The organism is Acidovorax sp. GBBC 1281 (assembly GCF_028473645.1).
Classification (GTDB): Bacteria; Pseudomonadota; Gammaproteobacteria; order Burkholderiales; family Burkholderiaceae_C; genus Paracidovorax.
This window is the reverse complement of the sequence record NZ_CP097269.1, coordinates 4,141,422-4,167,449: the sequence shown is the minus strand read 5'-3', so window position 1 is coordinate 4,167,449 and position 26,028 is coordinate 4,141,422. Positions and strand designations below refer to the sequence as shown.

Genomic DNA, 26,028 nt, shown 5'->3' with positions numbered 1-26,028 from the left:
AGTGCGGTTTACCCGGGGCGGTGCGGTGTGTCGGGCGTGTCCGGGGCGGCCGGCGGGGCATGGACGATGGTGTACAGGCCCACGTCCACCCGGCCGGTGCTGAAGCCGGCTTCGCAATAGCACAGGTAGTACTCCCACAGCCGACGGAACGGCGCATCGAAGCCCAGCGGCTCGATCGTGGGCCAGGTGCTCAGGAAGCGGTGGCGCCATTCGGCCAGGGTGGTCGCATAGCTGGGGCCGAAGGTTTCCGCGGCCTGCAGCGCCAGGCCCGCGTTCGCCAGCGCTTGCCGCAGCCGCGAGGGCGAGGGCAGCATGCCGCCCGGAAAGATGTAGCGCTGGATGAAGTCGGTGGTGCTGCGGTACTGCTCGAACTGTGCGTCCGCGATGGTGATGACCTGTACCACCGCCCGGCCGCCGGGGCGCAGCCGCTCTTTGAGCGTTTGGAAATAGGCCGGCCAGTAGCGCTCGCCCACGGCCTCCAGCATTTCGATGGAGACGATGTGGTCGAACTGGCCTTCGACGTCGCGGTAGTCCTGCAGCCGCAGGTCGATGTGCTCGGTGAGCGCCTCTTCGTGCACGCGCTGGCGGGCGTGGCGCAGTTGCTCGGACGACAGGGTGAGGCCGGTCACCGATGCGCCGGTGTCGCGGGCCAGGGCAATGGCCAGGGCGCCCCAGCCGCAGCCGATCTCCAGCACGCGTTCGCCGGCCCGGGGCGCCAGCAGGGTGGCGATGCGGGCCAGCTTGGCCTGCTGGGCCTGCTCCAGCGATTCCTGGCCCGTGCCGTAGATGGCGCTGGAATAGAGCATGTCCGGGTCCAGCCACTGGGCATAGAAATCGTTGCCCATGTCGTAGTGGAACGAGATGTTCTGGCGGCTGCCCCGGCGGGTGTTGGCGCGGCGCAGGTGGAACAGCCGCGCCAGCAGCCGCGCCGGCAGGCTGGCCTGTAGCGCACGGCCCCAGCCGGCCTCGTTGCGCACGCCCAGTTCCAGCAGGGCGGCCAGGTCGGGGCTGGACCATTCACCCTGACGGTAGCTCTCCGCCAGGCCCAGGTCGCCGCCCACGGCCAGGCGCCACAGCGGGCGCCAGCGGTGTAGCACGAGGGTGCCGTGGGGCCCGGGCTCGGTGCCGCGGCCTTCGGCGCGTTCGCCGCCGGGCAGCTCCACGGTCAGGGTGCCGCAGCGCACGTTGGTCAGCAGGCGGCGCAGCACGCGCTGCAGGGGCCGCGACCGCCAGGTGGCCCGGCGGGGCATCGACGCGACCGCATGCGTGCCGTCCGTCGGAAGTCCGGTGGAGGGGGTGGGGAGGGTCATAGGTCTTTGGTTTTGATGATGGTCACGGGCAGGGCCGGCGCGGGCGGCTTGGTGTGCAGCGGCACCCTTTTGATCCAGAGCTTCAGTGCTTCCCAGTGGATGGCGCCCATCACTTTCAGCGTGAGCAGCGGGTGGGTGAGGAAGGTGCGGGCGAGGGCGCGGTCGTCGAGCGGCCGGCGGCGCGCGTGGAAGCGCGCGACCAGCACGGGTCCGTTCGCATCGCTGGCCGTGATGCTCACGCCCAAGTGGTCGCGCTGCGCCGCAGGCAGGGCGATGTCGAAGGCATAGCGCATCGATAGCCCCAGAAAGGGCGACACATGGAATTCCTTGTCGCACGACTGCCGGATGCGGGTGGCGTGCTGCTCGGCTTCGGGGACGGCAATGAGATAGCTGTGGCGCTCGCCGAAGGTGTTGTTCACCTCGTAGAGCAGGGCCTGGAGCGCGCCGTCGGGCCGGTGGCAGAAGTACACGGTCAGCGGGTTGAAGGCGTAGCCCAGGATGCGGGGCATGGTCAGCAGCTGGATGCGGCCGCCGGGCGCCAGCCCCGCCCGGGACAGTTGCTGCTCCACATGCTGGCGCATCGGCAGGCCCTCGGCGCCGCCGTAGTCCTTCTCGTGCAGGCTGAACAGGTTGAAGCGGTTGACGGAGAACAACCGCAGGCGTCGGTCGAGCCCTGCCAGTTCGTCCAGATCGATCAGCAGCGAAAAGACGCGGTACTGCAGCCGGTGCCGCGCCGGGCTGAGCCGCTGGTGCATCACGCGGCCGGTATAGAGCGCGGACTGGCCCTTCACCGCGCGGCTCCCAGGCGTGCCGCTGCGTGCGCAGAGGCCACGGGCAGGTGGATGCGGCCGGATTCGTCGTTCACGCTCCAGGGCCGGCGCACGCCGCCCAGGGCCTCCGCCACGGCGAGGCCGGCCTGCAGCCCGTCTTCGTGGAACCCGGAGCCGAAGTAGGCGCCGCAGAACCAGGTGCGCCGCTGGCCCTGCAGCGACCAGAGCGATCGCTGGGCCTGCATGGCGGCGCCGTTGAAGATCGGGTGCTCGTAGGTCTGCGTGTGCAGCAGGTGGCGGGGGGGCGGCTCCTGCGTGGGGTTGAGCGTGAGGAACAGCGGGGTGGCGTCCGGAATGTGCTGCAGGCGGTTCATCCAGTAGGTCACGCTCAGGGCCTCGCTGCGTTCGCGCTCGGCGGCGTAGTTCCAGCTGGACCACACCGCGCGGCGCCGGGGCATGAGGGCCGGGTCGTTGTGCAGCACGGCCCGGTTGCGGCTGTAGCCGAAGGCGCCGAGCAGCTCGGTCTCTGCCTGGCTCGCATCCGGCAGCAGGCGCAGGGCCTGGTCGGCATGGGTGGCGATGACCACTTGGTCGAAACGCCGCGATTCCTGCGCATCGCCCGTGCGCACGTAGGCACCCTCGGCGGTGCGTCGCACTTCGATGGCCGCGCTGTCCAGGCGCAGCCCCTGCCCGAGAACCTCCGTGATCTTCTGCACGTAGCGCTGGCTGCCGCCTTGCACGGTGCGCCAGGCCGGACGGTGCCCGAGGTTCAGCAGGTGGTGGTTTTCGCAAAAGCGCACGAACGCCTGGACGGGGTACTCGCCAATGCGCGCCGCGGGCGTGGACCAGATGGCGGCGGCCATGGGATAGAGGTGGTCCTCGCGGAACGCCCGGCCATAGCCATGCTGGTCTAGATAGGCATCGAGCGAGAGGTCGCCCAGTTGGCGGACATCGGTGGGCGCCCGGCGGTAAAAGCGAACCAGATCACGCAGCATCGACCAGAAACGGGGGCTCAGCAGATTGCGGCGCTGGGCGAAGACGCCGCCGAAGCCGGTGCCGCTGTATTCGAGTGCGCCGCCGTCCAGGCTCACGCCGAAGGACATGTCGGTGGCCAGCGTGGCCACCTGCAGGTGCGCGAACAGCGCCGTCAAGTTGGGATAGGCCGATTCGTTGTAGACGATGAACCCGGTGTCCACGGCGATGTCGCCCTCCGGCCCGGGCACGTGGACGGTGTGGCTGTGGCCGCCGGGCCGCTGGTCGGCCTCGAACAGCGTGACCTGGTGGCGTTGGGCGAGCAGCCACGCTGCCGACAGGCCGGAAATGCCGCTGCCGATCACGGCCACGTCCAGCGGCCGCCCCGTCGGGGCGGCCTTGGCGGGCGATGCGGGCGCAGGCGCCGCGTGGATTGTCATTTCGTCCATCCTCGAAGTCTCCTCGCGGAGTATTGTGTCGGTATACGCAGTGACCACGCGTTTGGATTCCACCAGATGGGCGTGATCTAATCCGCCGGGTGTTGCGTATGAGCAGCATGACCACCGTCCGCCAGCCCGCAGAGCGGCCTTCCAGGCCTCGAAAATCCTGGCCTCCTTATTTGTCGATCGTGACCCAGCCACCCACCCATGGAGCCCATCCGACGGGAGACGCGTTGAGCGCCCTGGTCCAGGCGGTGGCCGCCCAGGGTGACCGGCAGGCGTTCGCGGCGCTGTTCAAGCACTTCGCCCCGCGCGTGAAGGCCTACCTCATGCGCCTCGGGACCCCAGAGAGCGTGGCGGAGGACCTGGCTCAGGAGGCGCTGGTCAGCGTCTGGCGCAAGGCGCACCTGTTCGACCCGGCGCATGCCGGAGTCTCCACCTGGGTGTTCACGATTGCGCGCAACCTGCGGGTGGACCACTTCCGGCGCCGATCCAACTTGGCGCTGGAACAGGACGAAGGCCAGGGCGAGCAGCTGCCCGACACGGCGCCTGCGCCCGAAGAACACTGCTACGCCGCGAAACAGGAGCGCGACGTGCGGCATGCCCTGCAGCAGCTGGCGCCCGAGCAGGCTCAGGTGCTGCGGCTGTCTTTCTTCGAAGAGCATCCCCACGCCCGGATCGCGCAGGATCTGGGCATTCCGCTGGGCACCGTGAAATCGCGGGTCCGCCTGGCGATGAACCATTTGCGCCGCTTGCTCGGCCACCTTGAGCCATGACGATCCAACACCATCCTGCCGACAACGTGCTGCTGGCCCAGGCCGCCGGGCACCTGCCCGCGGTTGCCTCGCTGCTGATCCAGGCGCATGTGGCCATGTGCGCGCAATGCCGCGAGCGCTTGTGCATACTCGAAATGGTGGGCGGTGCCATGCTGGACGGCATCGCCCCGGCCACGTTGCAGCCCGATGCCCTGGCGCGCACCCTGGCCGCCATCGACGGCGCTGCACATCGCCCTGTCCCTGGCCGGCGGTCATCGACACGCCCGGCGTCTTGGCCGGAAGGCGCCTTCTGGCCCGATGCGCTCGATGCTTGCCAGGTCTCCCCCTGGCGCTGGCTGGGCCCCGGTATGCGCTGGAGCCGCGTGACCCTGCCGGACGATGCCCAGGCCAACGTGCTGCTCCTGCGCATCGGTGCGGGCAAGCGTTTACCCCAGCACACGCACAGCGAGGTGGAATGGACCCAGGTGCTGCATGGCGCCTTCCACGATGGGCGCGCGCGGTTCGGCCCGGGAGATTTCGACGGCGCCGATGGGCAGGTGCACCATCAGCCGGTGGTGGAGCCGGGCGGCGAATGTATCTGCCTGGCGGGCATCGAGGGCCGGGTGGTTTTCGATGGTGCCATCGCGCGTTGGGTCGGTGCGCTCGCCGGCATGTGAGCGGATGCGCGCCCCGTCGAAGGGCGCGCCGCGAAAACCAATCAGCGCAGCGGACCGCCCCAGCGCAGGGTGGCCAGGCAAGCGGCCGTGGCGGCTGCGCCCGTGACGAAAGCGCCCCAGCACATGTCGGCGATCGTCACGCTCCACGGCCAGTCTTTCAGGGTGGCCTGGTTGGTCAGGTCGTAGGTGGCGTAGGCGATCAGCCCCAGCAGGGCGCCCATGCCCAGGGCCGATGCCCAGCTGCGCTGCTCCACCGCAGGCAACACCGCCATCACGACCACGCCGGCGACGTAGATCAGGTAGAACAACGCCGCGGGCGCCACCGAAAACTTGTCCTGCATGAGGTGCCCGATGGCGGGGCGGTAAAGGCGGTCAGCCATGGTGGAGAGCCATACGGCGTCGAGCGCCAGGAAGACCAGGGCTGTGGATGCATAGGCGACGGCAAGGGGGCGGATCATCATGGGTGTTCTCCTGGGGGGCGGTTATTTCAATCGGTAGCTGAGTCGGCGGCCGCTGCCCACGGTGGAATCGAGGCCGATCCACGCGCCGTCGGCGGCATACCAGAGGTCAATCGGGTGCGGCAGCCCGGTGATGCGCCAGCGCACTGCCGCCACGGTTTCGCCCCGCACGTCGAGTGTGCCTTCGCCCTGCCGCACCACTTGCACGGCATCGATCTTGCCGGTCTGGGCATTGAGCAACTGCGTCGAGCTGCGGATGGCCGGGTTCCAGTAGGCAAAACTCAAGGTGCACGCGGGCATGCCTTCGGCGGGCGGAGTGGTGCTGCCCGGTGCGGGAAAGCGCAGGTCCACTTTGTTGACCTTGCCGTCGTCCTGCGTCTCCGCGGTGATGGCTTCAAGGCATCCATCTCGCCAAAGTTCACGGGCATCGTGCCGGTAGCGATAGACCACCAGGCCGAGCAGCTTGACGGCAAAGCGTGCTTCGCTGGTCAGCACACGCTCTTGGGCCGCAGGCGCCGACAGGCGAAAGCGGTGTTCGCCGATCGGCGTGCCATCCAGGGCCACCTGGAAATTCCACTCGTTGGCCGCCGGCATTGCCGCGGCTGCAGGCATGGCCGTGGCGGTCCACAGCAAGGCGGCGGCAATGCACCAGGCGGTTTGCCGGCCGCAGGATGCAAGGCGGCCGGTCATCGGGGGCCTCCGGTGCGCGGTGGTCCCGGAATGAAGGCATTGGTGCGCAGCATGTACTCGCGGTAGGCCGGGCGCCGCTCGGCGATGTCTTTTTCCAGCAGCGCCACGCCCGACACGCGCAGCAGCAGGACCGTCATGAGCGCGGGCGACACGATGGTCCACACGCCCGCCCAGCCCGTGCCTGCGAGCGCCAAGAGCCAGAGGCCCCACCAGACGCAGGCTTCACCGAAATAGTTGGGGTGGCGCGTGAACCGCCACAGGCCCCGGTCCATGACCTGCCCCGCATGGGCGGGATCGGACTTGAAGCGCGCCATCTGCGCATCGCCCACCGCCTCGAACACGATGCCGAATCCGGCCAGGGCGATGCCGATCGCATCGATCGTGCCCAGCGGGTGGGGCGATGCCGCCAGACCCGCCAGCAAGGGCGCCGAGACGATCCAGGCCAGCACGCCCTGCAGGCCGAACACGAGGTACAGGCTCTTGAAGGCGAAGTTCGGGCGGTTGCGTTCGCGCATCGCGCGGTAGCGGTGGTCTTCGCCATGCCCCCAATTGCGTGCGGTGATGTAGGCGCACAGCCGCAGTCCCCAGATCCCCGACAGCAGCAGCAACGCAATGCCCCGGGCCCCGAGGCTCGGGGCCAAGGCCCCATACACGGCGCCGCAGCCGGCAATGAGTATGGGCCAGGCCCGATCGGCCAAGCTGGCATCCTTGCGGGCCAGGCTCACCAGCCATGTGGCAATGGACGCGGACAGGGCCCAGGCGAGGCCGTACAGGGCCCAGGTGACGGTAGCCGATGCATTCATGCCGTTCCGATCAGTCGCGCCGGTCGAACAGGTAGTGACTCACCCACCACTGCTGCCCGCCGTCAAAGCCGAAGAGCTCTTCCACCGACAGGAAAAACAGGCGCCACCGGCTCCACCACGCCGGGGCGTCCTCTCCGTAGGTGCGGCGGAACAGTGGCATGAGCGCATCGTGTTGCAGATCCATGTTGTCCAGCCAGGCGCGGGCCGTGCGTTCGTAGTGCGTGCCGTCCCAGCGCCAGCGCCGCCGCAACTGCAGATCGTCCTGGCAGTGCAGGGCCAGATCGTCGCTGGGCATCATGCCACCGGAGAAGAAATGCTTGCTCATCCAGTCACTCGCATCGCGTTCCTCGAACGGATAGGGTGCCTCGCGGTGGGCGAACACGTGCATGAAGAACCGGCCCCCGGGTGCGAGCCAGTGCGATACGTTGGCGAAGGCCTGCGGCCAGTTGCGAAGGTGCTCAAACATCTCCACCGAAACGACGCGGTCGAAGCGGGCCGCAATGTCGAAGCGGTTGAAATCGCAGGTGATCACCTGCACGTTGGACAGACCGCGCCTGGCCGCCTCTGCATCGATGTAGGCGCGCTGCGAGTGCGAATTGGAAACGGCGGTGATGCGGCTGGCGGGGTAGCGCTGCGCCATCCACAGCGTGAGGGACCCCCAGCCGCATCCCAGCTCCAGAATGCGCTGCCCGTCGACCAGTCCGGCGTGCTCGCACGTTCGAAGGAGCGCCGCTTCTTCTGCCTGCGCCAGGGTGGCGGCTCCGTCGCCCCAGTAGCCGCTGCTGTACTTGCGATGCGGGCCGAGCACCGCGCCGAAGAATTCGGCCGGCACCTCGTAGTGCTGCTCGTTGGCCTTGTCGGGCAGCGGTGCCAGCTCGGCCTTGCGCATGGCATCCACGAAGGCCTGCGTCTGCTCTGCCGTGGCTTCGGCATCGCCGCTTCGCATTTCCTGAAGGCGTTCTTTCAGAAGCCGGCGAATGCCGTACCGCACCATCTGGTCGGGCACGATGCCCTGCTCGGCCCATCGAATGGCATTGGCGGTGCTTTTCGGCATGTGCGGCTCCTGGAATGCCGCGTCGGAATGTGCGGCCTGCTTTCTGTACGCAGGCTTGTGGCCGTTGGATTGCTGGCGGCGCGAAATTTCACTGCATAGCGCACCCGGTTTCATGCCGTCAGGTCCGGGTGCCGGTGGCGCCGTCCAGCACCATGCGCACGCTGCGTGCCAGGTCCGCCAACCGATAGGGTTTTTTCAGGATCTCGAACTCCGTCGGCGCCACGTTGGCCAGGCTGCCCATGTCGCGGTCGAACCCTGTAGTGAGCAGGATGTGGATGCCCGCCACGGTCTTGCGCATCTCCCGCGCGAGTTCGTAGCCGTTCAATCCCCCGGGCATCACCACGTCGGTGAAGAGCAAGTCCGGCAGCGCGTCCTGCGGCAACGCCCGCACCAGTTTCAGCGCGGCATGGGCGCTGTGCGCCACGTGCACGGTGTAGCCCAGCCCCTCAAGCATGGCCTGGGCCAGTTCGGCCACCTCGACCCGGTCGTCCACCACGAGGATGGTTTCACTGCCTCCCCGGTTTTTCGGGGTCAGCGATTCGGCCAGATCGGGATGGGGGCGGCCGTGCACGGCAGGGAAATACATGCGCACCGTGGTGCCCAGGCCCACTTCCGAATAGATGGTGACGGCGCCGCCCGACTGCTTGGCAAAGCCATACACCATCGACAGGCCCAGGCCCGTGCCCTTGCCTTCCTCCTTGGTGGTGAAGAAGGGGTCCATCACGCGCGACACCACTTCGGGCGGGATGCCGGCGCCGGTGTCCGTCACGGAGATGGTGGCGTAGTGACCGGACTGCAGTCCGGAGAAGGTGTCGCCATCCTGCGCATCCAGGTGGATGCCCTGGGTTTCCACGCGGATGCGGCCTCCGTTGGGCATGGCATCACGGGAGTTCAGCAACAGATTGAGCACAGCCACTTCGAGCTGCGTCGTGTCCAGCTCGCAGTTCGGCAGGTCTTCGCCGAGCACGTATTCCATCTCGATGGCTTCGCCCAGCGTGCGTTCGGCCAGCGTGGCCATGCCCCGGACGAGGCTGTTGAGATTGACCACCCGACCTTTGAGCTTTTGCTTGCGCGAGAAGGCCAGCAACTGCTGGGTCAGCGTGGATGCCTTGGATACCGCACTGCGAATGCTGTCGATGGAGCGGTCGATGTCCTGCGGCCCCAGGCGGTTGTTGCGGTTCTTGACGCGCATGACGTCCAGGTGCCCGGACATCACTTGAAGCAGGTTGTTGAAGTCGTGGGAGATGCCGCCGGTGAGCTGGCCGAGGGCCTCCATCTTCTGCGCCTGCGAGAGGGCTTCCTCCGCATCGCGCCGCCGGCTCACGTCCAACTGCGAGGCGAAGAAATAGACAAGCTCGCGCCGGCTGTTGTAGACCGGTGAGATGAAGAGGGCATTCCAGAACGAGGAGCCGTCCTTGCGGTAGTTGAGCAGCTCCAGCGAAATTTCGCGCCGCTGTTCAATGGCTTCGCGGATGGCAGCAATGGTGTTGCGGTCGGTCGCCGGGCCCTGCAGGAATCGGCAGTTGTGCCCCATGATCTCCTGGACGGAGTAGCCCGTCATCGCCACGAAAGCCCGATTGCAGAACACGATGGGGTTGTCGGGCTGGCGGGGGTCGGTCACCAGCATGGGCATGCGGGTGGTTTCGATGGCCGCAAAGAAAATGTCGTCCTTGTGGTCGGACACTTCGCCGGGGGCGCCTTCGGCCACGTAGGCTTGCCACGGGCCGGGTACGGGGGGCTTTTCGCTGCTGCTCATGTTGCGGGAATGCTAATGCAATCGTCTTCGCAACGGCCGGCCAAATCTGCCCGGCCGGTGTAGGTGCACACGCCGCCATGGCCCTGATTGCCATGGCGTGACGTGCCCGGGCAGCGATCTCAAAGCCCGTACGTCAGCGCTTTCGCCTTGCCCCAGAACACCCGGTACATGAAGATGGTGTAGGCGACGATGGCCGGCAGTGTGATGCCCACGCCCACCGCCACCACCGCGAGCGATTCGGTCGCGCTCGCCGCCTGCCACACCGTGATGCGGTCGATGACGATGTAGGGATAGAGGCTGTACGCCAGCCCGAAGAACGCGAGGAGGAACACCGCGACGGTGGCGACGAACACGATCCAGCCGTAGCCTGCGTTCACGATGCGCGGGGTGTGCAGCACGTGGTGGATCGCGAACAGCGCCGCGGCGCAGGCCAGGGGAATGGGCAGCAGCACGAAGAGCTGAGGCAGCGCGAACCATTTCTCGAACACCGTGTGGCTGACCAAAGGCGTCGCCAGCGAAATGGCGCCCAAGGCCAGGGCCATGGGCCACAGCACCGCGCGGCCCCACGCCAGCGCCTTGCGCTGCAGGTCGCCCTCGGTCTTCATGAGCAGCCAGCCGGCACCCAGCATGCAGTAGGCCGCGGGCAGCGTGGCGGCAATGCCGGCGGCGAACAGCGTGGGCCACAGGCCGCCTGCGAAGCCGGTCACGTAGGCGCCCAGCATCCAGCCCTGCGCGAGCGTGGTTACCAGCGAGCCGGCGGCGAAGGTGCGGTTCCAGGCGGTCTTGTGGGCATCGCGCGCCTTCACCCGGAAGTCGAACGCCACGCCGCGCAGGATGAGGCCCAGCAGCATCACGGTGGCCGGCGCATAGAGCGCTGAAAGCACCACGCCGTGGGCCATCGGAAAGCACACCAGCAACACGCCCACGCCCAGCACCAGCCAGGTTTCGTTGGCATCCCAGAACGGTCCGATGCTGGAGACCATGGTGTCTTTTTCGGCATCGCTGGCGAAGGGCAGCAGCATGCCCACCCCCAGGTCGTAGCCGTCCAGCACCACGTACGCCAGCAGGGCCAGGCCCATGACCGCCATGAAGGCGAGGGGCAGAACATTGGCAAGGGTCATTTCCATGGCGGGCACCTCAAACGGCTTGCGGTGCCGGCGGGCGGACCGCCGGCGTGGGCATGGCCGCGTGTTCGGCCATGTACTTGATGACGGCGACATAGCTCACCAGCAGCGTGACATACACCGCCAGATAGGCGGCGAGCGACATCGCCACGGTTGAGGGTGGGTGCTGCGCCACCGTGTCGGCGGCGCGCAGCAGGCCGTACACCAGGTAGGGCTGGCGTCCGATCTCGGTCACATACCAGCCGGCCAGCGTGGCCACCCAGCCCGAGAAGGTCATGGCCACCAGGGTGAACAGCAGGGCGCGCGGGAGCGACGCCACGGGCGAGGCCTCCTTGCGGCGGCGCCACAGCGCGAAAGCGCCCCACCATGCCACCGCCAGCATGAGCATGCCCATGCCGACCATCACCCTAAAGCTCCAGAACACGGGCGCGACGGGCGGATGCGCGCCTTGGAATTCGGCGAGGCCCTTGAGTTCGGCCTCGCTGTCGTGCGCCAGGATCAGGCTGGCGGCCTTGGGGATCTGCACGGCGTAGTCGGTGCGGCCCTCTTTCTCGTTGGGCCAGCCGAACAGCGTGAGCGGCGCGCCCTTTTCGGTGTGCCAGATGCCTTCGATCGCGGCGATCTTGGCGGGCTGGTGCTGCAAGGTGTTGAGGCCATGCATGTCGCCCATCAGGATCTGCGCGGGGATGGCCACGGCCACCGCGACGAGGGCGGCGCGCAGCGCCAAGGGCGTGCCGAGCGTGGCTGTGCCGCGGATCAACTGCCAGGCGCTCACGCCGGCCAGCAGGAAACCGGCGGTCAGCGTGGACGCCAGCAGCTTGTGGCCCAGGCGGTAGGGGAAAGAGGGGTTGAAGACGATGGCCAGCCAGTCCACCGCGTGGAACTTGCCGTCGATGATCTCGAAGCCCGCAGGCGTCTGCATCCAGGAGTTGAGGCTCAGGATCCAGAAGGCCGACAGGGTGGTGCCCCCGGCCACGAGCAGGGTGGCGATCAGGTGCACGCGGTCGCTGACGTGCTGGCGGCCGAACAGCATGATGCTCAGGAACGTCGCCTCCAGGAAGAACGCGGTGAACACCTCGTAGCCCAGCAGTGGGCCTGCGATGTTGCCGGCCCGCTCCATGAAGCCGGGCCAGTTGGTGCCGAACTGAAAGCTCATGGTCACCCCCGACACCACGCCGAGGGCGAAGGTCAGCGCGAAGACCTTGGTCCAGAAGTAGTAGGCCTGCTCCCAGCCCTGCGCGGCCGGTGTGCCGGCGGCGGCCCGGTGGCGCAGCCGGAAGTACACCAGGAACCAGCACAGCGCGATGTTGATGGTGGGAAACAGGATGTGAAAGCTGATGTTGGCCGCGAACTGGATCCGCGAGAGCATGAAGGTGTCCATGGCGATCTACCGGTCCTTTCCGCCCTGCTTGCCGGTGCCGCCCTTGCCGGTGAGCCGGTCCTTGAACTCCAGCACCCGCGTGACGGCGGTGCCCATGCCCATGAGCTGCATTGCGGTCTCCGGGGCGAGGCGCTGCACGTCGTCGAACCAGGTCATCAGGCGGTCGATGAGGTCGTGCATGTCCTGCATGCGCTGCTGCGCATGGCGTTCGTCCTCGGACGTGGGCTCTTCCAGCAGGGCCATGCGCAGCATTGACAGCGTGGGCTCGATCTCGCGGCGCCGGCGCTCTTCGGCCAGGGTGCGGAAGATCTGCCACACGTCCTGCGGCGCTTCGAAGTACTCGCGCCGGTCACCTGGCTGGTGGCGCAACTGGACGAGCCGCCAGGCCTGCAGTTCCTTCAGGCCCATGCTCACGTTCGAGCGAGAAAACTCCAGCGTCTCGGCGATTTCATCCGCATTGACAGGGCGCGGCGATAGGTAGAGCAGGGCGTAGATCTGCCCGACGGTGCGGTTGATGCCCCAGCGGCTGCCCATTTCGCCGAAGTGGGCCACGAATTGTCGATTCAGGGAGGGGAGCGGCTTGATCTGTGTCATGCCGCGATTGTGCCTCGGGTTTATTGAATTTTCAGGATTTACTGAAAATTCAATAAGTACATCAGGGCCGAATCATAGGCAGACAGCGCTGCAAAGCCGGAATGGGCCGTTCATCCCAGGGCGGTATCGAGCAGCATCATCACCACGAAGCCCAGCATCAGCCCTCCCGTGGCGAAAGCCTCATGACCCTTGCGGTGGGATTCCGGAATGATCTCGTGGCTGATGACGTACAGCATGGCGCCCGCGGCCGCGGCGAGCCCCCAGGGCAGCAGGCTGGCCGACAGGCCGATCAGTGCCACACCCATGACGGCCGCCACCGGCTCGATCAGGCCGGACACCACGCCCAGGCCCGCGGACATCCAGCGGCCGTAGCCCACGCCGCGCAGGGCCAGCGCCACCACCATGCCCTCGGGAACGTCCTGGATGGAGATGCCCGCGGCCAGCGCCTTGGCCCCCACGCCGTCCGGGCCGGCGAAAGCTACCCCGATGGCCAGGCCCTCGGGCAGGTTGTGAAGGGTGATGGCGAGCACGAAGAGCCAGGCGCGCTTGATGGCGCGGGCCTGCGGGCCTTCCAGCCCTTTCACGAAATGCTCGTGCGGCACGGCGCGATCGATCAGCAGCAACAACAGGGCCCCGCCCAGGATGCCCGCGCCCACGATGCCGCCCGCCCCCCACGGCCCGGCGCCCTGGGACTTCGCCGCGGCCAGGGCGGGAATGACGAGAGAGAACGCACTGGCCGCGAGCATGACCCCGGCGCCGAAGCCGAGCATGGTGTCGTGCGTGCGTTGCGAGAACTTCTGCGACAGCAGCACGGGCAGCGTGCCCAGCGCCGTTGCTGCAGCCGCCATCAGCCCGCCCAGCAGGGCGCCGTGCAGCCGGTCGTCTCCGCTGACCAGGCCACCCATGGCCTGTGCCGAGAGGATGGCCAGGCCCGCGGCCACGATGCCCAACCCCAGCCATTGGCGCCAGGACAGGGCGTGATGCGCGGGCACTTCGGCATGGCTTGCTGGATCATGGGAATGCAATGGCATGGCAAGGACTCCTGCAAGGATGGGCGGGGTGGGCGGAGACCACGGCGGCACGACGCCGCGGCGGTGCCTTCGGGCGGCTACATGTACACGCTACTCAGCCGCAGGCTGCCATTCACGCCGGCCGGAAAGAACCCGCCCTGGCTGGCCGCGTTGGGCGTGAGATAGACGATGTTGAGCACGTCGTCCGGAGAGCGGCTGTAGGCGATGCCGTTGGCGTCCAGCGGAACGATGTTCGATGCCCCGCTGGCGTCGGGCGCGATGCCTTGGTCCAGGTCCTTGGAGTTGTCCAGGGTGTCGCGCGCGTCGGAAATCTTGCCCGCCGCCGCCTGGGCATCGATGCCCTTCGAATACAGCACCGTGCGCACCAGTCCCGCGTGGTAGGCCTCTGCGGCCAGGATGCCGGCAGCGGCCTCCAGGTAGGTCTTGTTCTGGATCAGCGGCGCGGCGCCCTTGTAGGCCGTGACGCCCACGTCCTCGAAGATGAACGCGCCCAGCAGAAAGCTCAGATCGTCCTTGTAGGGATTGAAGGCCGTCCCGGCCGGGATCAGCCCGGAGGCCTGCGCCGCCTTGGAGAAGGCACCGTTCGGGTCGGTGCCGCCCACGTCGATCGATGGCATGGCGACGGCGGACGATCCCAGGGCGGCCCGCAGGAAATTCACATGGGCCAGCTCGTCGGCGGCGATCTCCTTGGCGTAGGCTGCCACCACCGGGTCGGAGAAGGGCACCTTGGTGCCACCGATCACGGTGCCGCGCGTGCCCGTGCCGGTGGTCTGCGCATCGGGCAGGCCGGCGCCGGTCGTGGCGTAGAGGTAGAACTGCGCCTCCAGGTACTCCAGGTTCAGCGCGAAGTTGAGAATCTCCGGGTCGGTGGGCGCGTCGGCGCCGACGGCCGGGCCCGATCCGCCGCCGCACGCGGTGAGGATGGCGCCTCCCGCCATGCCAGCGGCAAAGCCCCCGGTCTTGCGAAAGAACATCCGACGCTCTTTGAGCTTGTCGGAGCGGCGTTGCAGGATTTCAAGGGGCGATGCAGGGATGTCGATCATGGTGGTTCCTGGTGGTGTGCGAAGCACGAAGGTCACATGTCGGTCCAGCGGCAGGGAGCCGTTGCCGGAGAGGCAGGAAAGCGGGGCCGGCCGATGCCCGGCACTGCATGCCATGGATCGCCTCCGCCGTCTTCCTGTGGTGGGGGTACGGGGCTGGTGCAGCAACGGATTCAAGTTTCTTTGCCATGCCGGCCATGCGGTGGCACGGGCATGGCGGGCGGTCCACTGGGGCTACCATCGCCCATGCGAAAAAACTTCACCCTCATTTCCCCCAACAAGCAGCGCGAGCGTGTTCTGGATGGCGTCAAGCATGAAATCCGCCAATACCTGCGCCGCGAACGCAAGCGCGAACTGCCCGCCGGATCGAACTACTGGGACTTCGATTGCCGCTTCGGCCTGACGAAGGAGTCTGCGGAAACCGTGCCGCTGGCCGACTTGATCGATCGCGTGGGCGCTGCGGCGGCGGACGGGGCGGATGCCTTCTATGTGGAGGTGCTGGCACGCCCGGCCGTGAAGGCCGTGCACGAGCGGCGTGCCGCCCCGGACGACGAAGGGGACGACGAGGGCGCGCAGGGGTAGGCCGAAGCAGCGGAGAAGGTCCGCTGGCTGCCATTGGCAGTCATGGCAGTCAAAAGCCTCTCATGCCGGCGGATTGTTTGCCGTTGTTGCTATAAATTCAGTAGCAAAATCTGAAATGAGCGCTCCCGGCTCTGGCTCTGCGGAAGGCGTCGCCCGCCTTCCGAGGGCCCGGGATCGGAGGCGATCCCCGCGCCGCTGTGGCGGCTCGCAGCATTTTCTGACCGAGGCCATGCAGCAGGACGCGTGCGTTGGCGCCTTCCCCCTGTCTTCATCTTCCGCGCTCGCACGTCTTCATGGGTAAGGTCAGTCACCGCGGATTCGCGGTTTCTTTCCGTCACCAATTAATAATAATTCTCATTAACATTTCATGGATGATCGATGAAATAGTTCATGAAAGACCTCTGGTTCCTTCGGCGCTCGATGGGGACGGGAGGCGGGGCGACCTGCCGGGCCTGGGATAAGGCGGCCAGCCGCCCCGGACCATGGCGATTTATTCAGTTCACTGGGAGGTGCTGTACATGTCTTTGCATTCGTCCGGGCCATCGCTCGGAGAGGTGTTCGTGGCCAACCGGGCGCAGCTTTTGCGCGTGGCGCACAAGATCGTTCGCACGATGGATCTGGCGGACGACATCGTGCAGGACGCCTATCTGCGCATCGTCGGCGGTGCGAGCGAACGCAAGATCGACCAGCCCATCGGCTACTGCTGCCAGGTGGTGCGCAATCTGGCGCTCGACCATTGCCGGCGGCAGGCCGTGGAGCGCAACTGCGTTGCCTCCGGCATGGATGTCGAAGCCCTGGAGGTGGCCGGGCCCGAGTCGCCCGACCGCCTGATGCGCGATCGGCAGCTCGTGGGCCTGATCGAAAAGGCGCTGGCGGACCTGCCCACGAGAACCCGCGTGGCATTCCAGCTGTACCGGCTCGACGGCATGACGCAGCGCGACATCGCCATCTCGTTGGGCTGCGCCCTGGGGCTGGTCAACCGGCTGATCGCCGAAGCCACCCAGGCCATTGCCGCCTTGCACCACCTGCTCACGGACGATTGAGCCGTTCGCCACGGCGCCATCGAACTCCGCACTTTCCGAAAAAGCGCTTTGCCCCGCGAGGCCTACTTGCGGTAAGGTGGCCGTCAGCCAGGGCCGGTGCATCCGCATCCGGTCGGTTGGTCCACCGATGCGCCGCGGCGCGAGCGAGTTTGAGGCATGACACAAGCCGACCCCCATTGGGCCGTGGCGTGGGATTGGGTGCAGCGCGAGTACGACCGTGAGGGTTTCGACCCGGCAGCCCGCGAGGCGATGATGCGCTGGCTGACGGCCGACGAGGCGCACCGCAAGGCGTACGACAAGGCGGCGCGGCTCTGGCTGCTGGCCGGTCTGACGGCACCCATGAGCGACCTGCGGGAGACCACCCCGGCGCGAGCCCTGCCCAAGGCGCAGGACTGATCCGTCTGTCTGGCTGCCGGCGTCGTGCGGCCATTTCCTCTCCACCGCCCAAGGACGTATCCATGTCAACCAGCGGCCTCGACTGCGACGACGAGACTTTCCTCGATGCGTGAACCGAATCGGTTCATGGACAAAGGCAACAATGCCGCGCTGATCGCCGACTTGCGGGATCCAGGCGGTACACCGGAGGGGGCCTGGAAAAGCGCCGGGCTGTTGCGCCTCACGCTGGATGCGCTCGCGGTGGCTTACCGGGTGTGCCAGAGCTTTCGCCACACCGAGCCAAGCGCTTTACCCGTGCGGTGGCACGTGTTGGCCGGGCGGCAGGACCGCATCGATCCGTCGAGCATGCAGGCTGGGTCGGCAGAGTCGAGCGCGGCGTGCACGCGCTGCTGGCTAGACGGCGGGCACTTCTCTTCGCGACCACAGGAAAGCCCCTTTCTGGCGTCGTTCGTGTGCCGCCTGGCGCAGACCACAGTGGGGGGTGCGCGTGCCGCTGCAGCGCTTGCTTGAGCCGTTGCCGACGGGCATCGAGGGCTACCGCCTCGACTTCGATCTGGAAAGCGATGGCGCATTGCCCCTGGACGTTCTGAGTCCGGCAGAGCGGGTGCGCACCAGCCGGTTCCTGCGGGCGGCGGATCGCCGGCGCTTTGCCGAAACCCGCGCGGCCACCCGGCGCTTGCTGTCCGACCGCCTGGGCTGCGGGCCCGCCGAGGTGCCGCTGGCGCAGGATGCCCATGGCAAGCCGTTCGTTGACCGGCGTGGCGAGGTGCCGCTGTTCAACGTGTCGCATTCGGGAGGCCATGCCCTGATCGCCGTGGCGGACCCGGGCGCCGTCAGTGTCGTAGGCATCGACATCGAGCGATGCCGCGGAGGACTGGACATCGATTCCCTGGCGCAGACCGTCCTGACCGATCGGGAGCGCGTAGCGGTGGCCCGGGCGACCGATCCGCAGCGCGCCCTTTACCAGTGCTGGGTGGGCAAGGAAGCGGTGCTCAAGGCCATCGGCGTGGGCATTGCCGAACACCTGCGTTGCGTGGGCATTCATCCCGGCCGGGACGGCCGGTGGTCGGTTGAAAGCACCGTGCCGCAATGGTCCGGGCTGGAGGCCATGGCGCTCGCGGCACCGCCGGGCTATGTGGCGGCGCTGGCATGGCGCAGCAAGCTGCCGGCTCCCGTTTAGAAGGCCGAGGTCTACCGCATCCGCCCGCCGCTCGCTGCCTTCAGGGCATGAACGGGCCGGTGCACACCATGGGAATGGACGGGCAGCGCAAGCGGCTGGCGCTGGTGCCTGTCTCGCCGTGGAGGGGGCCCCGATGCTGATGCCCGACGGATGGGTGGACGACCGAGACCTCACCTTTCGCCGCCTTTTCTACACCGAACTGCGCTCGGGCGGGCACCTGCTGGACGTCATCTCCCGCGACAACCGCGACGTCCACCTGGCCGACCGCGTGGTGGCCAGGCAGGCAGGTGGCGTGGCCCAGGCAGGGCAGGGCGGGGTGGAAGGGCGGCGGGCACGGTGAATCGATGAAAATTTGCTCCTATTTTTGTAGCAATATGCCTTAGTGATATATGCCGTGGAAGCCAATTTGGCTTGAACCCTTCGCAGGCCACCCCCGCCCGCATACACTGATCCCCTCCGGTCTCCGGGACCCTTCAGGGAATCGCCATGCGCCCTTCCACGCTCCGTGTTCTGTCTTCCCTGTCGGCGGTGCTGGGGCTGGCGGTTCCGACCTTCGCGCGTGCGCAGCCGCCCGCCGCCGTGGTCTGGACCAATTCGATCGGCATGCCCTTCGTGCGCATCCCGGCCGGCCGCTTTCGCATGGGCAGCGACGAATCCCCCGAGGCCCTGGCGGCGTCCTACCCGCTCATGGAGCGACAGCGCTTCACCCTGCTGGCGGACGAGGCGCCCGTGCACACCGTGCGCATCCGCCGCGCGTTCTACCTGGGCCAGACCGAGGTGACCGTGGGCCAGTTCCGCCGCTTCATCGAGGCATCGGGCTACCGCGCCGAATCCGAGGCCGACGGCACGGGAGGCTATGGCTACAACCCCGGCTACGACCCGGCCAGCACCGCGCGCGGCGACGCCTTCGAGGGGCGCGACCGGCGCTACTCCTGGCGCAACCCGGGCTTTGCGCAGGGCGACGACCATCCGGTGGTCAACATCACCTGGCACGACGCGCACGCGCTGGCGGCATGGCTCAGCAGCACCGAAGGCCACCGCTACCGCCTGCCGACCGAGGCCGAGTGGGAATACGCCTGCCGCGCCGGCAAGCGCACCCGCTATCCGCACGGCGACGATCCTGAAGGCCTGGTGCGCCATGCCAACACGTTCGACCAGGACGCCGTGCCCTACTGGCCCCGCTGGCAGGCCCAGGCGCTCCAAGGCCACGACGGCCATGCCTTCACCGCGCCGGTGGCCAGCTACCCCGCCAACGCCTTCGGCCTGCACGACATGGTGGGCAACGCGTGGGAATGGGTTTCGGACTGGCACGGCGACACCGCCTATGCTGAGTCGGCGCGCGACGATCCGCAGGGCCCCGCGCAGGGCGACGTGCGCGTGCGCCGCGGCGGCTCCTGGCACACCTGGCCGCTGTATGCGCGCTGTTCGTACCGCAACTGGAACAGCCCGGACACGCGCTACACGCTGGTGGGGGTGCGGCTGCTGCGGGAGATCGACGGTGCGGCGGCGTCCCGAAAAAAGGCCGTGCCGCCCACTGCGCGCTGAGGGCCATGGCGGCCCCCGGCCGTGCGCCGCTTGAATGGCGGGCCATCCGCAGCACGGCGACTGTCGGGCAGCGTGGCTTCACGCTGCCATGCCGTCAGTCCGCGGGTGCGGGCTCCTGCACGGATTGAAGAATCGCCAACAGCGGATCGTTCGGGTCGGGCCGATGGGTTTCCGGCCGGGCCGGGTCCCAATCCGGGTTGTTGCGGTTGAGCCATGCGTCGACCACGATGTCGCGCGCCAGCGCCCTGCGCTCCTCGGCCAAGGCTTCCAGGGCCTCCTGCGTGGGAGGGGACTCCGACGACGCATCGGGAGCGGGCTCGGATTCGTACAGCTGCTGTTCCACGTTGGCCACGGCTTGCTCGAAATCGCGCAGCACATAGTGCGCCAGCAGGGCCCGTTCGTCGAACGGGGGCGGCGGTGCATCGCCAGCGGTTTCAAGGGGCGATGCGTCAGAGGTCACAGGGGTTTCGGCGAGGTATTCGGTGGTCATGGCAGGTATTGCGAGATGAGGTGGCCGAGGCGGCGATCAGGTTCGTTGTGAGCAATCGACCGGCATCACCAGCTGGACTGGTATCGCTGGTATTGGTTTGACATGCGGTAAGGGTCGAAATGCGCCATGTCGTGCTTGAACACCGATGCCGCATGCGCGAGTGACTGGTAGGTCTGCGCCGCCGCATGGAACGGGTAGGCTGCCTGGTTGAGCGCGGTTTGCACCCTGTGCTCGGCCCGATAGACGGCCGACTGCACCGCTTGGTCGATGCGATGCCCCATGTTCTGGATCTTGTGTTCCGCCCGGTGCAGTGCGTTGTCCATGCGGTGCAGGCCGGAGTGGACCGCGTATTCCGCACGGTTCACGGCCGACTGGATGGCCTGATCCGCCCGGTACATGGCGTGGTCCACCCTCTGGGCGGCGGAGTGCGCGACCTGTCCCACCTTGTGCCGCGCCGCATTCACGCCATGGGCCACGGCCGCGCCTGCGAGCAGCGCGCCGCCCACGCCCACCATGGCCACCTGAGTCGCCTGGTGCAGGGCTGCGTTGCCATACCGCTTGGCTTGATGGGCCAGCCGGCGCGGATCGAACCGTTCCATCGTCGATGCCAGGGAGGACGCCGCCTGGCGCGCCCCTTGCGACATGCCATGGGCCGTTTCCCCGAAAAACGCACGGGCATGGCCTGCCGCCTGGGAATAGGCTGCCTGCGCGCGTTGCCGATGGTCGGCCTGTGCCAGGCGATGTTCCCCCGCCAGTTGGGGATAGCTGAAGTTCGGACGAGACGCGGCATGGGACTCGGCGCGGAATGCCGAATAGCCGTTCTTGAGCTTCTGCACGTCGTTCTGCATGCCCTGCGATGCTTGGTGCACGGCCCCGTGGGCGTGCATCGCGGCGTTGGAAAACGCCTGCATCATCGGCGAGCGGCCGCGCGGGGCCATGCCACCGCTCTGCGCCGGGTTCTCGCGGCCCTGCAGCCCGTTGAAACCGCTCGAGGACTTGCTTTTGCCGCTCGGCGTGCCGGGTGTGGCGGAAGGTGCCGGGTCGGCCGAAGCGCCTGCTGAACCCATGGCGGTCCGCAGCTTGTTGAAGCTGAATATCGATGTCATTTACCGTATCCCATGCAAAAAGAGGGGGCGACTGCAACCGGACGGCCGGCTTTGTGTCGTGGCTGAAGGGGATGGTGCCGCCTGGCTGCCCGCGTCGCCTGGCGAGGGCCGAACCGATCGGCGTGCAAGCGAAGGCCGTTCAGGCCCCGCGGACTTTTTGCGGCCGCGCCCCGCCACCCGCGGGAACACCGTTTGCCAGGGCATCGGCATGTCCACGCAAGACGACGAAGACCCCATCCAGCGTGCGCGCCGGCTTCGATCGGCCGCGGTGGCGCTGCGGCAATCCCTGCACCAGGCGGCCGAGCGCCTGCATCTCGCGCGCACGGCCCTGGCCGAGCAACAACGCCAACGCGTGGCCCCCGACCGGGTGGAAGGAGGCCCGCGCGCCACGCGGTTACCACACGACCCGACACGGGGCGGGTTCCGCTGAGGCCGGCAGGTCAGGCACGGGCCAATGCCATCGATCCTTTCTTTTTCGCGCATCCCTTCGCGCCCTGGCGTGGCCTGCGTGCGCCCCGTGACCGGGCGCACGGCGCGTGGCTCTGCCCTTGCCGTAAAACTTGCCGTCAAACGCGCCTCCTGTGGCCGCACGCTGCCCCGGCGTGGCGTCTGACGCGGCACTGCCCAAGCCCTCCATAGAGTGGCCGCTCATCCATTCACTGTCTCGAAGGAATGTCCCATGAGCGACGAAAAGCACGGCGAGCCCAACCCCATCGTCAACGCACTGTCCAACACCATCGCCGCGATCCGTGCCGACGATGACCAGCTCGAACTGGCCAAGGCCCACGAAGCCCTTCACCCCAAGGCCATCGAGAAACTCAGCGTGCAGGAAGCCCGCAGCCAGCCCACCGTGGCGGATGCCGTGAAACACCTGCTGACCCAGCAGGGCCGCGCCACCGATCCCACCGCGCTGGTGCCCGGCGTGCGCGCCACGCCCCTGTCCATCGACACCGACCACGGCCCACTGCAGGCCACTGTCTATGCACCGGAAGACGCCACCGGCCAGGGCACCGAGCTGCCCGTGGTGCTGTTCTTTCATGGTGGCGGCTGGGTCATCGCCGACAAGGAGGTCTATGACGGCGGTGCCCGGGGCCTGGCCAAGCAGGCGCACGCCATCGTCGTGTCGGTGGACTACCGCCAGGCACCGGAGCACAAGTTCCCCGCCGCCTGGGACGACGCCCTGGCCAGCTACCGCTGGCTCACCCAGTTTGCCTCCCGCATCGGGGGCGACGCCCGCCGCCTGGCGCTGGCCGGAGAGAGCGCCGGCGGCAACCTGGCCGTGGCCACCGCCATTGCGGCCAGAGACGCCGGCCTGCCGTTGCCCCGGCACGTGCTGAGCGTGTACCCCGTGGCGCAGACCAGCCTCAGCACCGAGTCGTACCTCGAAAACGCCATCGCCAAGCCATTGAACCGCGCGATGGTGAAGTGGTTCGTCGACCATCTGGTGCGCACGGAGGACGACCTGGCCGACCCCCGCCTGTCCCTCATCAACGCCGACCTGCGCGGCCTGCCGCCCGTGACCATCATCAACGCCCGCCTGGACCCGTTGCGCAGCGATGGAGCGAAGCTGGAAGACGCCCTGCAAAAGGCCGGCACTCCGGTGGAGCGCCGGGAATACGAAGGCGTGGCGCACGAGTTCTTCGGTGCGGCCGCAGTGCTGGAGAAGGCGCGGCTGGCGCAGGCCTACGCGGGGGATCGTTTGCGGGAGTCGCTTGCCGTTTGAGTGCCATGCGTGAACACGGCCGCATCGTGCATGAGCGGGTGTGAGAACTCTTTGGATAGGTGGCTTGGGGGAGCCTGATGCGTTCCTCACCGCCTGCACGCCGAACCCGTCGTTCGCAGCATCGATGGCCGGGCAGATGAGGTCTTGCGAGTCGCGGTTGTCAATGCCTGTTCCCCACCGAGAGACAGGAGGGTCGCTGGGGAGGCCCCGCAGAAGCACTCATCCCGGTGCGGTCGAGGAGGGCGGGACGTGCAATTGTGCCCGCTACAGCCCGACCTGCAGCGTGGTCATTTTCCAGCGCGACAAGGCCGGCCAGCCTTGGATGCCTGACTCGGCATGAACAAAAGCAATCTCCGATCGTCTCGTTAGACAAGCGTTGGCCTTGCCGACTCCATCACTGTTTAAGTGCATAAGGACGATCTCATGTCTACAAGCTGCTTCGACCGCGAAGACGAAACCTTCATCGTGCTGGTCAACCATGAAGAGCAATATTCCATCTGGCCCCATTGGAAAGCCGTCCCGGGCGGCTGGACCGCGGTGGAGGGTGTCAAGGGCGACAAAAAGACGGTGCTCGAGTATGTAGACCGGACCTGGACTGACATGCGTCCCAAGTCCTTGCGGGTATGGATGCAAGAGCAGGAGCGTGCTCGTTCGGATGCCGGCTCCCTTCGGCTGGAGACGTCTGATTCTGCTGCCGGTTGACCGGCATGGCTGCCCCCCTGAACCTGCTCTGCCTGCCGTGCGCCGGCGCCAGTGCCACGATGTATTTGCGCTGGCGCCGGCAACTTCCGCAGTGGATGCATCTGGTTCCCGTGGAGTTGCCTGGGCGCGGAGGTCGTTTGGGCGAGCCGGCCGTCGAGGACTTCGCACAGATGGTGGCGTTGGTGTGCCGCGAGCAACGCAGTGCCATGCAAGGACGCTTCGTCCTGTTCGGGCACAGCATGGGCGCGCTCTTGGCCTTCGGCATGGCGCGCCATCTGCGTGCCACGGGGCGCGAACTGCCACTGGCCGTGGTCGCTTCTGGCAGTTCCGCGCCCTCACGCCGCGATCCGGAGCGATTTGCGCGCAAGGGCGACGATGAGGCATTGATCGCCGATCTGCGCAAGCAGGGCGGCACACCCGAAGACGTCTTCGCCAGTCCGGAGCTCATGCGCATCACGCTGGACGTGCTCGGGGCCGATTACCGTGTCTGCGAGAGCTTTGCCTATGCGGCCGAGCCACCGCTGCCCATGCCGCTGCATGTCTTTGCGGGGCGTGAGGATGACATCGCGGCCGAGCGCATGGACGCCTGGTCCGCCGAGACGGCAACGGGCTTCTCGCTCGACTGGTTTGATGGCGGCCATTTCTTCATCAAGCAGCATGAAGCCAGGGTGCTGTCCGCACTGCAGCAACGCTTGGCATGGTCGGTGGCAGGAGAAAGCCATGCATCTCACGCCCATGCCTGATGCGCTGCCGGCGGGCATCGAGATCTTTCGCCTGGATCTCGATCTGCAGGCCGACGCGCAACAGGCACTGCAGCACCTGACACCCGAGGAGCGCAGCCGCGCCTGGCGCTACGTGCGGCGGGCCGACCGGGTGCGCTTCGCGCAAACCCGCAACGCTGTGCGTTGCCTGTTGGGCAGCGGCTGGGCTGCTGTCCTTCCGAAGTACCGCTGTCCATGGGGCCCCATGGCAAGCCTTTCGTGGATGAGGCGCCGCAGTGCGCACCGGTGTTCAACGTCTCGCATTCGGGAGACCACGCATTGATTGCTCTGGCTGATCCCTGCGGCGTCATGCACCTGGGTGTGGACATTGAGCAGCAGCGCAGCGATCTCGATGCGGATGTGATGCTGGGCGTCGTGTGCACGGCTCAGGAGCGCGACAGCGTGCGCCGCGCCCCCGACGTGCTCTCGGCTTTTTACCAGCGCTGGGTGGGCAAGGAGGCCGTGCTCAAGGCCATCGGCATCGGTGTGGCCGAGCACCTGTGCTCCATCGACATCAGTCCCCAAGCGGATGGGCGGCTGGCAATTGCCAGCGAAGTCCCCGAGTGGAATGGTTTTCAAGCAATGGCGCTGCCAGCGCCGCCGGGCTACGCGGCAGCTCTTGCGTGGCGTACCAAGGAATCGACATGAACGAAACCCTTCAGCGCTTCGAGCGCAAGGCACCTGCCGGATCTCTTCTTCCTCTGCTCATGACGCCGGCCCACCGAGGCCAGGACCTGCTTGCCGCGCTGCAGTCGCTGCGCCGCGACATCGGCGAGGCGCTGCTGACCACGGGCGGCGTGCTGTTGCGCGGTTTTTCCGTGCCCGATGTGGAGACCTTCCAGCGCTTTGCTTCCGCCTTCGGCCATCCGTTGCTGAAATACGAATTTGCCTCCACGCCACGCAGCGCGGTCGAGGCATCCAGCGGCGCGGGCGTCTACACCTCCACCGAGTACCCGGCCCACCAGAGCATCCCCCTGCACAACGAGCAGGCCTATACGCGCGAGTGGCCCATGAAGATCTGGTTTCACTGCGTCACCGCGTCGCCCGAGGGCGGAGAGACGCCGATTGCCGACAGCCGCGCGGTCTACCGGCGCATTCCGGCGCATATCCGAGAGCTGTTCAAGCCCGGCATTCTCTACGTGCGCAATTTCGGCGAAATGGACGTGCCCTGGCAGAAGGTCTTCAACACCGAAAGTCGCGCCGAGGTCGAGGCTTTCTGCCGCCATGCGCGCATGGACTGGGAGTGGAAGGAAGACGACGGCCTGCGAACGCGCCAGCTTTGCCAGGCCATGGAAAGCCATCCCGTGACGGGCGAGATGGTGTGGTTCAACCAGGCGCACCTGTTCCACATCTCGGCGCGCGAGCCCGAAGAGCGCGAGGTGCTGGAAGAAATCTACGGCATCGAGAACCTGCCGCGCAACACCTTCTTTGCCGACGGATCGACGATCAGCGACGACATCTTTGCCGAGGTGCGCACCGCACTCGACGCCGAGACCGTCAGCTTCCCCTGGGAGCAGGGCGACGTACTGATGCTGGACAACATGCTCGTGGCCCATGCGCGTTCGCCCTTCAAGGGACCGCGCAAGGTCATCGTCGCCATGGCCGAGCCGCGCAGCAATCTGGATCGTTTCTGAGAACCCGGGAG

Annotated in this window: 31 protein-coding genes; 16 read left to right on the top strand and 15 right to left on the bottom strand. The window is 67.3% G+C overall.

What is annotated here, in order from left to right; genetic code table 11:
- Positions 1–8: 8 nt before the first annotated feature.
- The 3 genes from M5C96_RS19480 to M5C96_RS19470 are packed head-to-tail and all read right to left on the bottom strand — an operon-like array spanning position 9 to position 3,492.
- On the bottom strand, positions 9–1,310 hold the full coding sequence (locus M5C96_RS19480; protein ID WP_272564814.1) for an SAM-dependent methyltransferase: 1,302 nt from the start codon (positions 1,308–1,310) through the stop codon (positions 9–11).
- On the bottom strand, positions 1,307–2,101 hold the full coding sequence (locus tag M5C96_RS19475) for a DUF1365 domain-containing protein (protein ID WP_272564813.1): 795 nt from the start codon (positions 2,099–2,101) through the stop codon (positions 1,307–1,309). Before M5C96_RS19475 ends, M5C96_RS19480 begins: the two co-directional genes overlap by 4 nt.
- Positions 2,098–3,492: an NAD(P)/FAD-dependent oxidoreductase gene (locus M5C96_RS19470; protein ID WP_272564812.1), complete on the bottom strand. Its 1,395-nt coding sequence runs from the start codon at positions 3,490–3,492 to the stop codon at positions 2,098–2,100. Before M5C96_RS19470 ends, M5C96_RS19475 begins: the two co-directional genes overlap by 4 nt.
- Positions 3,493–3,725: 233 nt before the next feature.
- Between M5C96_RS19470 and M5C96_RS19465 the strand changes: the two genes are divergently transcribed.
- Both M5C96_RS19465 and M5C96_RS19460 read left to right on the top strand, forming a co-directional pair.
- Entirely contained in the window at positions 3,726–4,268 is a 543-nt protein-coding gene (locus tag M5C96_RS19465; RefSeq protein ID WP_272564811.1) for a sigma-70 family RNA polymerase sigma factor, read from the top strand.
- A complete protein-coding gene (locus tag M5C96_RS19460) occupies positions 4,265–4,924 on the top strand; it encodes a ChrR family anti-sigma-E factor (protein WP_272564810.1) in 660 nt (219 codons plus the stop codon). Before M5C96_RS19465 ends, M5C96_RS19460 begins: the two co-directional genes overlap by 4 nt.
- 41 nt (positions 4,925–4,965) lie before the next feature.
- Here M5C96_RS19460 and M5C96_RS19455 read toward each other — a convergent pair whose 3' ends face one another.
- The 10 genes from M5C96_RS19455 to M5C96_RS19410 all read right to left on the bottom strand — a co-directional run bounded on the left by M5C96_RS19455 (position 4,966) and on the right by M5C96_RS19410 (position 14,858).
- Positions 4,966–5,385, bottom strand: coding sequence for a DUF2177 family protein (locus tag M5C96_RS19455; protein WP_272564809.1), 420 nt, complete (start codon positions 5,383–5,385; stop codon positions 4,966–4,968).
- Between the two features lie 21 nt (positions 5,386–5,406).
- On the bottom strand, positions 5,407–6,072 hold the full coding sequence (locus M5C96_RS19450; protein WP_272564808.1) for a DUF6134 family protein: 666 nt from the start codon (positions 6,070–6,072) through the stop codon (positions 5,407–5,409).
- On the bottom strand, positions 6,069–6,875 hold the full coding sequence (locus M5C96_RS19445) for a DUF1295 domain-containing protein (protein WP_272564807.1): 807 nt from the start codon (positions 6,873–6,875) through the stop codon (positions 6,069–6,071). Before M5C96_RS19445 ends, M5C96_RS19450 begins: the two co-directional genes overlap by 4 nt.
- Positions 6,876–6,885: 10 nt before the next feature.
- Positions 6,886–7,929: an SAM-dependent methyltransferase gene (locus tag M5C96_RS19440; RefSeq protein ID WP_272564806.1), complete on the bottom strand. Its 1,044-nt coding sequence runs from the start codon at positions 7,927–7,929 to the stop codon at positions 6,886–6,888.
- A 118-nt stretch (positions 7,930–8,047) separates the two neighbouring features.
- Entirely contained in the window at positions 8,048–9,685 is a 1,638-nt protein-coding gene (locus M5C96_RS19435) for a histidine kinase famiy protein (protein ID WP_272564805.1), read from the bottom strand.
- 119 nt (positions 9,686–9,804) lie between these two features.
- The gene (locus M5C96_RS19430; RefSeq protein ID WP_442867400.1) at positions 9,805–10,806 is read right to left on the bottom strand and encodes a cytochrome d ubiquinol oxidase subunit II; all 1,002 of its coding nucleotides are present in this window, start codon (positions 10,804–10,806) and stop codon (positions 9,805–9,807) included.
- Between the two features lie 16 nt (positions 10,807–10,822).
- The gene (locus tag M5C96_RS19425; protein WP_272564803.1) at positions 10,823–12,190 is read right to left on the bottom strand and encodes a cytochrome ubiquinol oxidase subunit I; all 1,368 of its coding nucleotides are present in this window, start codon (positions 12,188–12,190) and stop codon (positions 10,823–10,825) included.
- A 6-nt stretch (positions 12,191–12,196) separates the two neighbouring features.
- Complete coding sequence (locus M5C96_RS19420) at positions 12,197–12,784, bottom strand: GbsR/MarR family transcriptional regulator (RefSeq protein ID WP_272564801.1); 588 nt, start codon at positions 12,782–12,784, stop codon at positions 12,197–12,199.
- Between the two features lie 110 nt (positions 12,785–12,894).
- Positions 12,895–13,815 (bottom strand): ZIP family metal transporter, encoded by a 921-nt coding sequence (locus tag M5C96_RS19415; protein WP_272564800.1) that lies wholly within the window; start codon positions 13,813–13,815, stop codon positions 12,895–12,897.
- 77 nt (positions 13,816–13,892) lie between these two features.
- A complete protein-coding gene (locus M5C96_RS19410) occupies positions 13,893–14,858 on the bottom strand; it encodes a ferritin-like domain-containing protein (RefSeq protein WP_272564799.1) in 966 nt (321 codons plus the stop codon).
- Positions 14,859–15,101: 243 nt separating this feature from the next.
- Here M5C96_RS19410 and M5C96_RS19405 point away from each other — a divergent pair, with 243 nt between their 5' ends.
- The 7 genes from M5C96_RS19405 to M5C96_RS19375 all read left to right on the top strand — a co-directional run bounded on the left by M5C96_RS19405 (position 15,102) and on the right by M5C96_RS19375 (position 19,601).
- Positions 15,102–15,437, top strand: a complete 336-nt coding sequence (locus tag M5C96_RS19405) for a DUF6172 family protein (RefSeq protein ID WP_272564798.1) — start codon at positions 15,102–15,104, stop codon at positions 15,435–15,437.
- Positions 15,438–15,955: 518 nt separating this feature from the next.
- A complete protein-coding gene (locus M5C96_RS19400; RefSeq protein ID WP_272564797.1) occupies positions 15,956–16,480 on the top strand; it encodes a sigma-70 family RNA polymerase sigma factor in 525 nt (174 codons plus the stop codon).
- A 156-nt stretch (positions 16,481–16,636) separates the two neighbouring features.
- Positions 16,637–16,876, top strand: a complete 240-nt coding sequence (locus tag M5C96_RS19395; RefSeq protein ID WP_272564796.1) for a DUF4880 domain-containing protein — start codon at positions 16,637–16,639, stop codon at positions 16,874–16,876.
- A gap of 126 nt (positions 16,877–17,002) precedes the next feature.
- Entirely contained in the window at positions 17,003–17,386 is a 384-nt protein-coding gene (locus M5C96_RS19390; protein WP_272564795.1) for a thioesterase domain-containing protein, read from the top strand.
- Entirely contained in the window at positions 17,364–18,056 is a 693-nt protein-coding gene (locus M5C96_RS19385; protein WP_272564794.1) for a 4'-phosphopantetheinyl transferase family protein, read from the top strand. Before M5C96_RS19390 ends, M5C96_RS19385 begins: the two co-directional genes overlap by 23 nt.
- A gap of 133 nt (positions 18,057–18,189) precedes the next feature.
- Positions 18,190–18,396: a hypothetical protein gene (locus tag M5C96_RS19380; RefSeq protein WP_272564793.1), complete on the top strand. Its 207-nt coding sequence runs from the start codon at positions 18,190–18,192 to the stop codon at positions 18,394–18,396.
- Between the two features lie 146 nt (positions 18,397–18,542).
- Positions 18,543–19,601 carry a formylglycine-generating enzyme family protein gene (locus M5C96_RS19375; protein ID WP_272564792.1) on the top strand — a complete coding sequence of 353 codons (1,059 nt, stop codon included), beginning with the start codon at positions 18,543–18,545 and terminating at the stop codon, positions 19,599–19,601.
- A gap of 94 nt (positions 19,602–19,695) precedes the next feature.
- Here M5C96_RS19375 and M5C96_RS19370 read toward each other — a convergent pair whose 3' ends face one another.
- A complete protein-coding gene (locus M5C96_RS19370; protein ID WP_272564791.1) occupies positions 19,696–20,091 on the bottom strand; it encodes a hypothetical protein in 396 nt (131 codons plus the stop codon).
- A gap of 65 nt (positions 20,092–20,156) precedes the next feature.
- On the bottom strand, positions 20,157–21,197 hold the full coding sequence (locus M5C96_RS19365; protein WP_272564790.1) for a hypothetical protein: 1,041 nt from the start codon (positions 21,195–21,197) through the stop codon (positions 20,157–20,159).
- 208 nt (positions 21,198–21,405) lie between these two features.
- Between M5C96_RS19365 and M5C96_RS19360 the strand changes: the two genes are divergently transcribed.
- From M5C96_RS19360 to M5C96_RS19330, 7 genes are all read left to right on the top strand, one after another.
- A complete protein-coding gene (locus M5C96_RS19360; protein WP_272564789.1) occupies positions 21,406–21,627 on the top strand; it encodes a hypothetical protein in 222 nt (73 codons plus the stop codon).
- Positions 21,628–21,876: 249 nt separating this feature from the next.
- The gene (locus tag M5C96_RS19355; protein WP_272564787.1) at positions 21,877–22,920 is read left to right on the top strand and encodes an alpha/beta hydrolase; all 1,044 of its coding nucleotides are present in this window, start codon (positions 21,877–21,879) and stop codon (positions 22,918–22,920) included.
- A gap of 423 nt (positions 22,921–23,343) precedes the next feature.
- A complete protein-coding gene (locus M5C96_RS19350) occupies positions 23,344–23,622 on the top strand; it encodes an MbtH family protein (protein WP_272564786.1) in 279 nt (92 codons plus the stop codon).
- 5 nt (positions 23,623–23,627) lie between these two features.
- Positions 23,628–24,365: a thioesterase II family protein gene (locus tag M5C96_RS19345; protein ID WP_272564785.1), complete on the top strand. Its 738-nt coding sequence runs from the start codon at positions 23,628–23,630 to the stop codon at positions 24,363–24,365.
- On the top strand, positions 24,343–24,666 hold the full coding sequence (locus M5C96_RS19340) for a hypothetical protein (protein ID WP_272564784.1): 324 nt from the start codon (positions 24,343–24,345) through the stop codon (positions 24,664–24,666). Before M5C96_RS19345 ends, M5C96_RS19340 begins: the two co-directional genes overlap by 23 nt.
- Complete coding sequence (locus M5C96_RS19335) at positions 24,603–25,031, top strand: 4'-phosphopantetheinyl transferase family protein (protein WP_272564783.1); 429 nt, start codon at positions 24,603–24,605, stop codon at positions 25,029–25,031. Before M5C96_RS19340 ends, M5C96_RS19335 begins: the two co-directional genes overlap by 64 nt.
- Entirely contained in the window at positions 25,028–26,017 is a 990-nt protein-coding gene (locus M5C96_RS19330; protein ID WP_272564782.1) for a TauD/TfdA family dioxygenase, read from the top strand. The genes M5C96_RS19335 and M5C96_RS19330 overlap by 4 nt, the downstream gene beginning before the upstream one ends.
- The last annotated feature ends 11 nt before the right edge of the window (positions 26,018–26,028 follow it).

Bases quoted from the DNA above. Each gene is read 5' to 3' on its own strand.
- M5C96_RS19405 (WP_272564798.1), top strand. From the start codon at position 15,102: ATGCGAAAAAACTTCACCCTCATTTCCCCCAACAAGCAGCGCGAGCGT.
- M5C96_RS19435 (WP_272564805.1), bottom strand. From the start codon at position 9,685: ATGAGCAGCAGCGAAAAGCCCCCCGTACCCGGCCCGTGGCAAGCCTAC.
- M5C96_RS19470 (WP_272564812.1), bottom strand. From the start codon at position 3,492: ATGACAATCCACGCGGCGCCTGCGCCCGCATCGCCCGCCAAGGCCGCC.
- M5C96_RS19420 (WP_272564801.1), bottom strand. From the start codon at position 12,784: ATGACACAGATCAAGCCGCTCCCCTCCCTGAATCGACAATTCGTGGCC.
- M5C96_RS19365 (WP_272564790.1), bottom strand. From the start codon at position 21,197: ATGACATCGATATTCAGCTTCAACAAGCTGCGGACCGCCATGGGTTCA.
- M5C96_RS19415 (WP_272564800.1), bottom strand. From the start codon at position 13,815: ATGCCATTGCATTCCCATGATCCAGCAAGCCATGCCGAAGTGCCCGCG.
- M5C96_RS19455 (WP_272564809.1), bottom strand. From the start codon at position 5,385: ATGATGATCCGCCCCCTTGCCGTCGCCTATGCATCCACAGCCCTGGTC.
- M5C96_RS19425 (WP_272564803.1), bottom strand. From the start codon at position 12,190: ATGGACACCTTCATGCTCTCGCGGATCCAGTTCGCGGCCAACATCAGC.
- M5C96_RS19380 (WP_272564793.1), top strand. From the start codon at position 18,190: ATGCTGATGCCCGACGGATGGGTGGACGACCGAGACCTCACCTTTCGC.
- M5C96_RS19460 (WP_272564810.1), top strand. From the start codon at position 4,265: ATGACGATCCAACACCATCCTGCCGACAACGTGCTGCTGGCCCAGGCC.
- M5C96_RS19375 (WP_272564792.1), top strand. From the start codon at position 18,543: ATGCGCCCTTCCACGCTCCGTGTTCTGTCTTCCCTGTCGGCGGTGCTG.
- M5C96_RS19390 (WP_272564795.1), top strand. From the start codon at position 17,003: ATGGACAAAGGCAACAATGCCGCGCTGATCGCCGACTTGCGGGATCCA.
- M5C96_RS19445 (WP_272564807.1), bottom strand. From the start codon at position 6,875: ATGAATGCATCGGCTACCGTCACCTGGGCCCTGTACGGCCTCGCCTGG.
- M5C96_RS19395 (WP_272564796.1), top strand. From the start codon at position 16,637: ATGACACAAGCCGACCCCCATTGGGCCGTGGCGTGGGATTGGGTGCAG.
- M5C96_RS19345 (WP_272564785.1), top strand. From the start codon at position 23,628: ATGGCTGCCCCCCTGAACCTGCTCTGCCTGCCGTGCGCCGGCGCCAGT.
- M5C96_RS19360 (WP_272564789.1), top strand. From the start codon at position 21,406: ATGTCCACGCAAGACGACGAAGACCCCATCCAGCGTGCGCGCCGGCTT.
- M5C96_RS19350 (WP_272564786.1), top strand. From the start codon at position 23,344: ATGTCTACAAGCTGCTTCGACCGCGAAGACGAAACCTTCATCGTGCTG.
- M5C96_RS19400 (WP_272564797.1), top strand. From the start codon at position 15,956: ATGTCTTTGCATTCGTCCGGGCCATCGCTCGGAGAGGTGTTCGTGGCC.
- M5C96_RS19340 (WP_272564784.1), top strand. From the start codon at position 24,343: ATGCATCTCACGCCCATGCCTGATGCGCTGCCGGCGGGCATCGAGATC.
- M5C96_RS19480 (WP_272564814.1), bottom strand. From the start codon at position 1,310: ATGACCCTCCCCACCCCCTCCACCGGACTTCCGACGGACGGCACGCAT.
- M5C96_RS19440 (WP_272564806.1), bottom strand. From the start codon at position 7,929: ATGCCGAAAAGCACCGCCAATGCCATTCGATGGGCCGAGCAGGGCATC.
- M5C96_RS19355 (WP_272564787.1), top strand. From the start codon at position 21,877: ATGAGCGACGAAAAGCACGGCGAGCCCAACCCCATCGTCAACGCACTG.
- M5C96_RS19450 (WP_272564808.1), bottom strand. From the start codon at position 6,072: ATGACCGGCCGCCTTGCATCCTGCGGCCGGCAAACCGCCTGGTGCATT.
- M5C96_RS19430 (WP_442867400.1), bottom strand. From the start codon at position 10,806: ATGACCCTTGCCAATGTTCTGCCCCTCGCCTTCATGGCGGTCATGGGC.
- M5C96_RS19330 (WP_272564782.1), top strand. From the start codon at position 25,028: ATGAACGAAACCCTTCAGCGCTTCGAGCGCAAGGCACCTGCCGGATCT.
- M5C96_RS19410 (WP_272564799.1), bottom strand. From the start codon at position 14,858: ATGATCGACATCCCTGCATCGCCCCTTGAAATCCTGCAACGCCGCTCC.
- M5C96_RS19370 (WP_272564791.1), bottom strand. From the start codon at position 20,091: ATGACCACCGAATACCTCGCCGAAACCCCTGTGACCTCTGACGCATCG.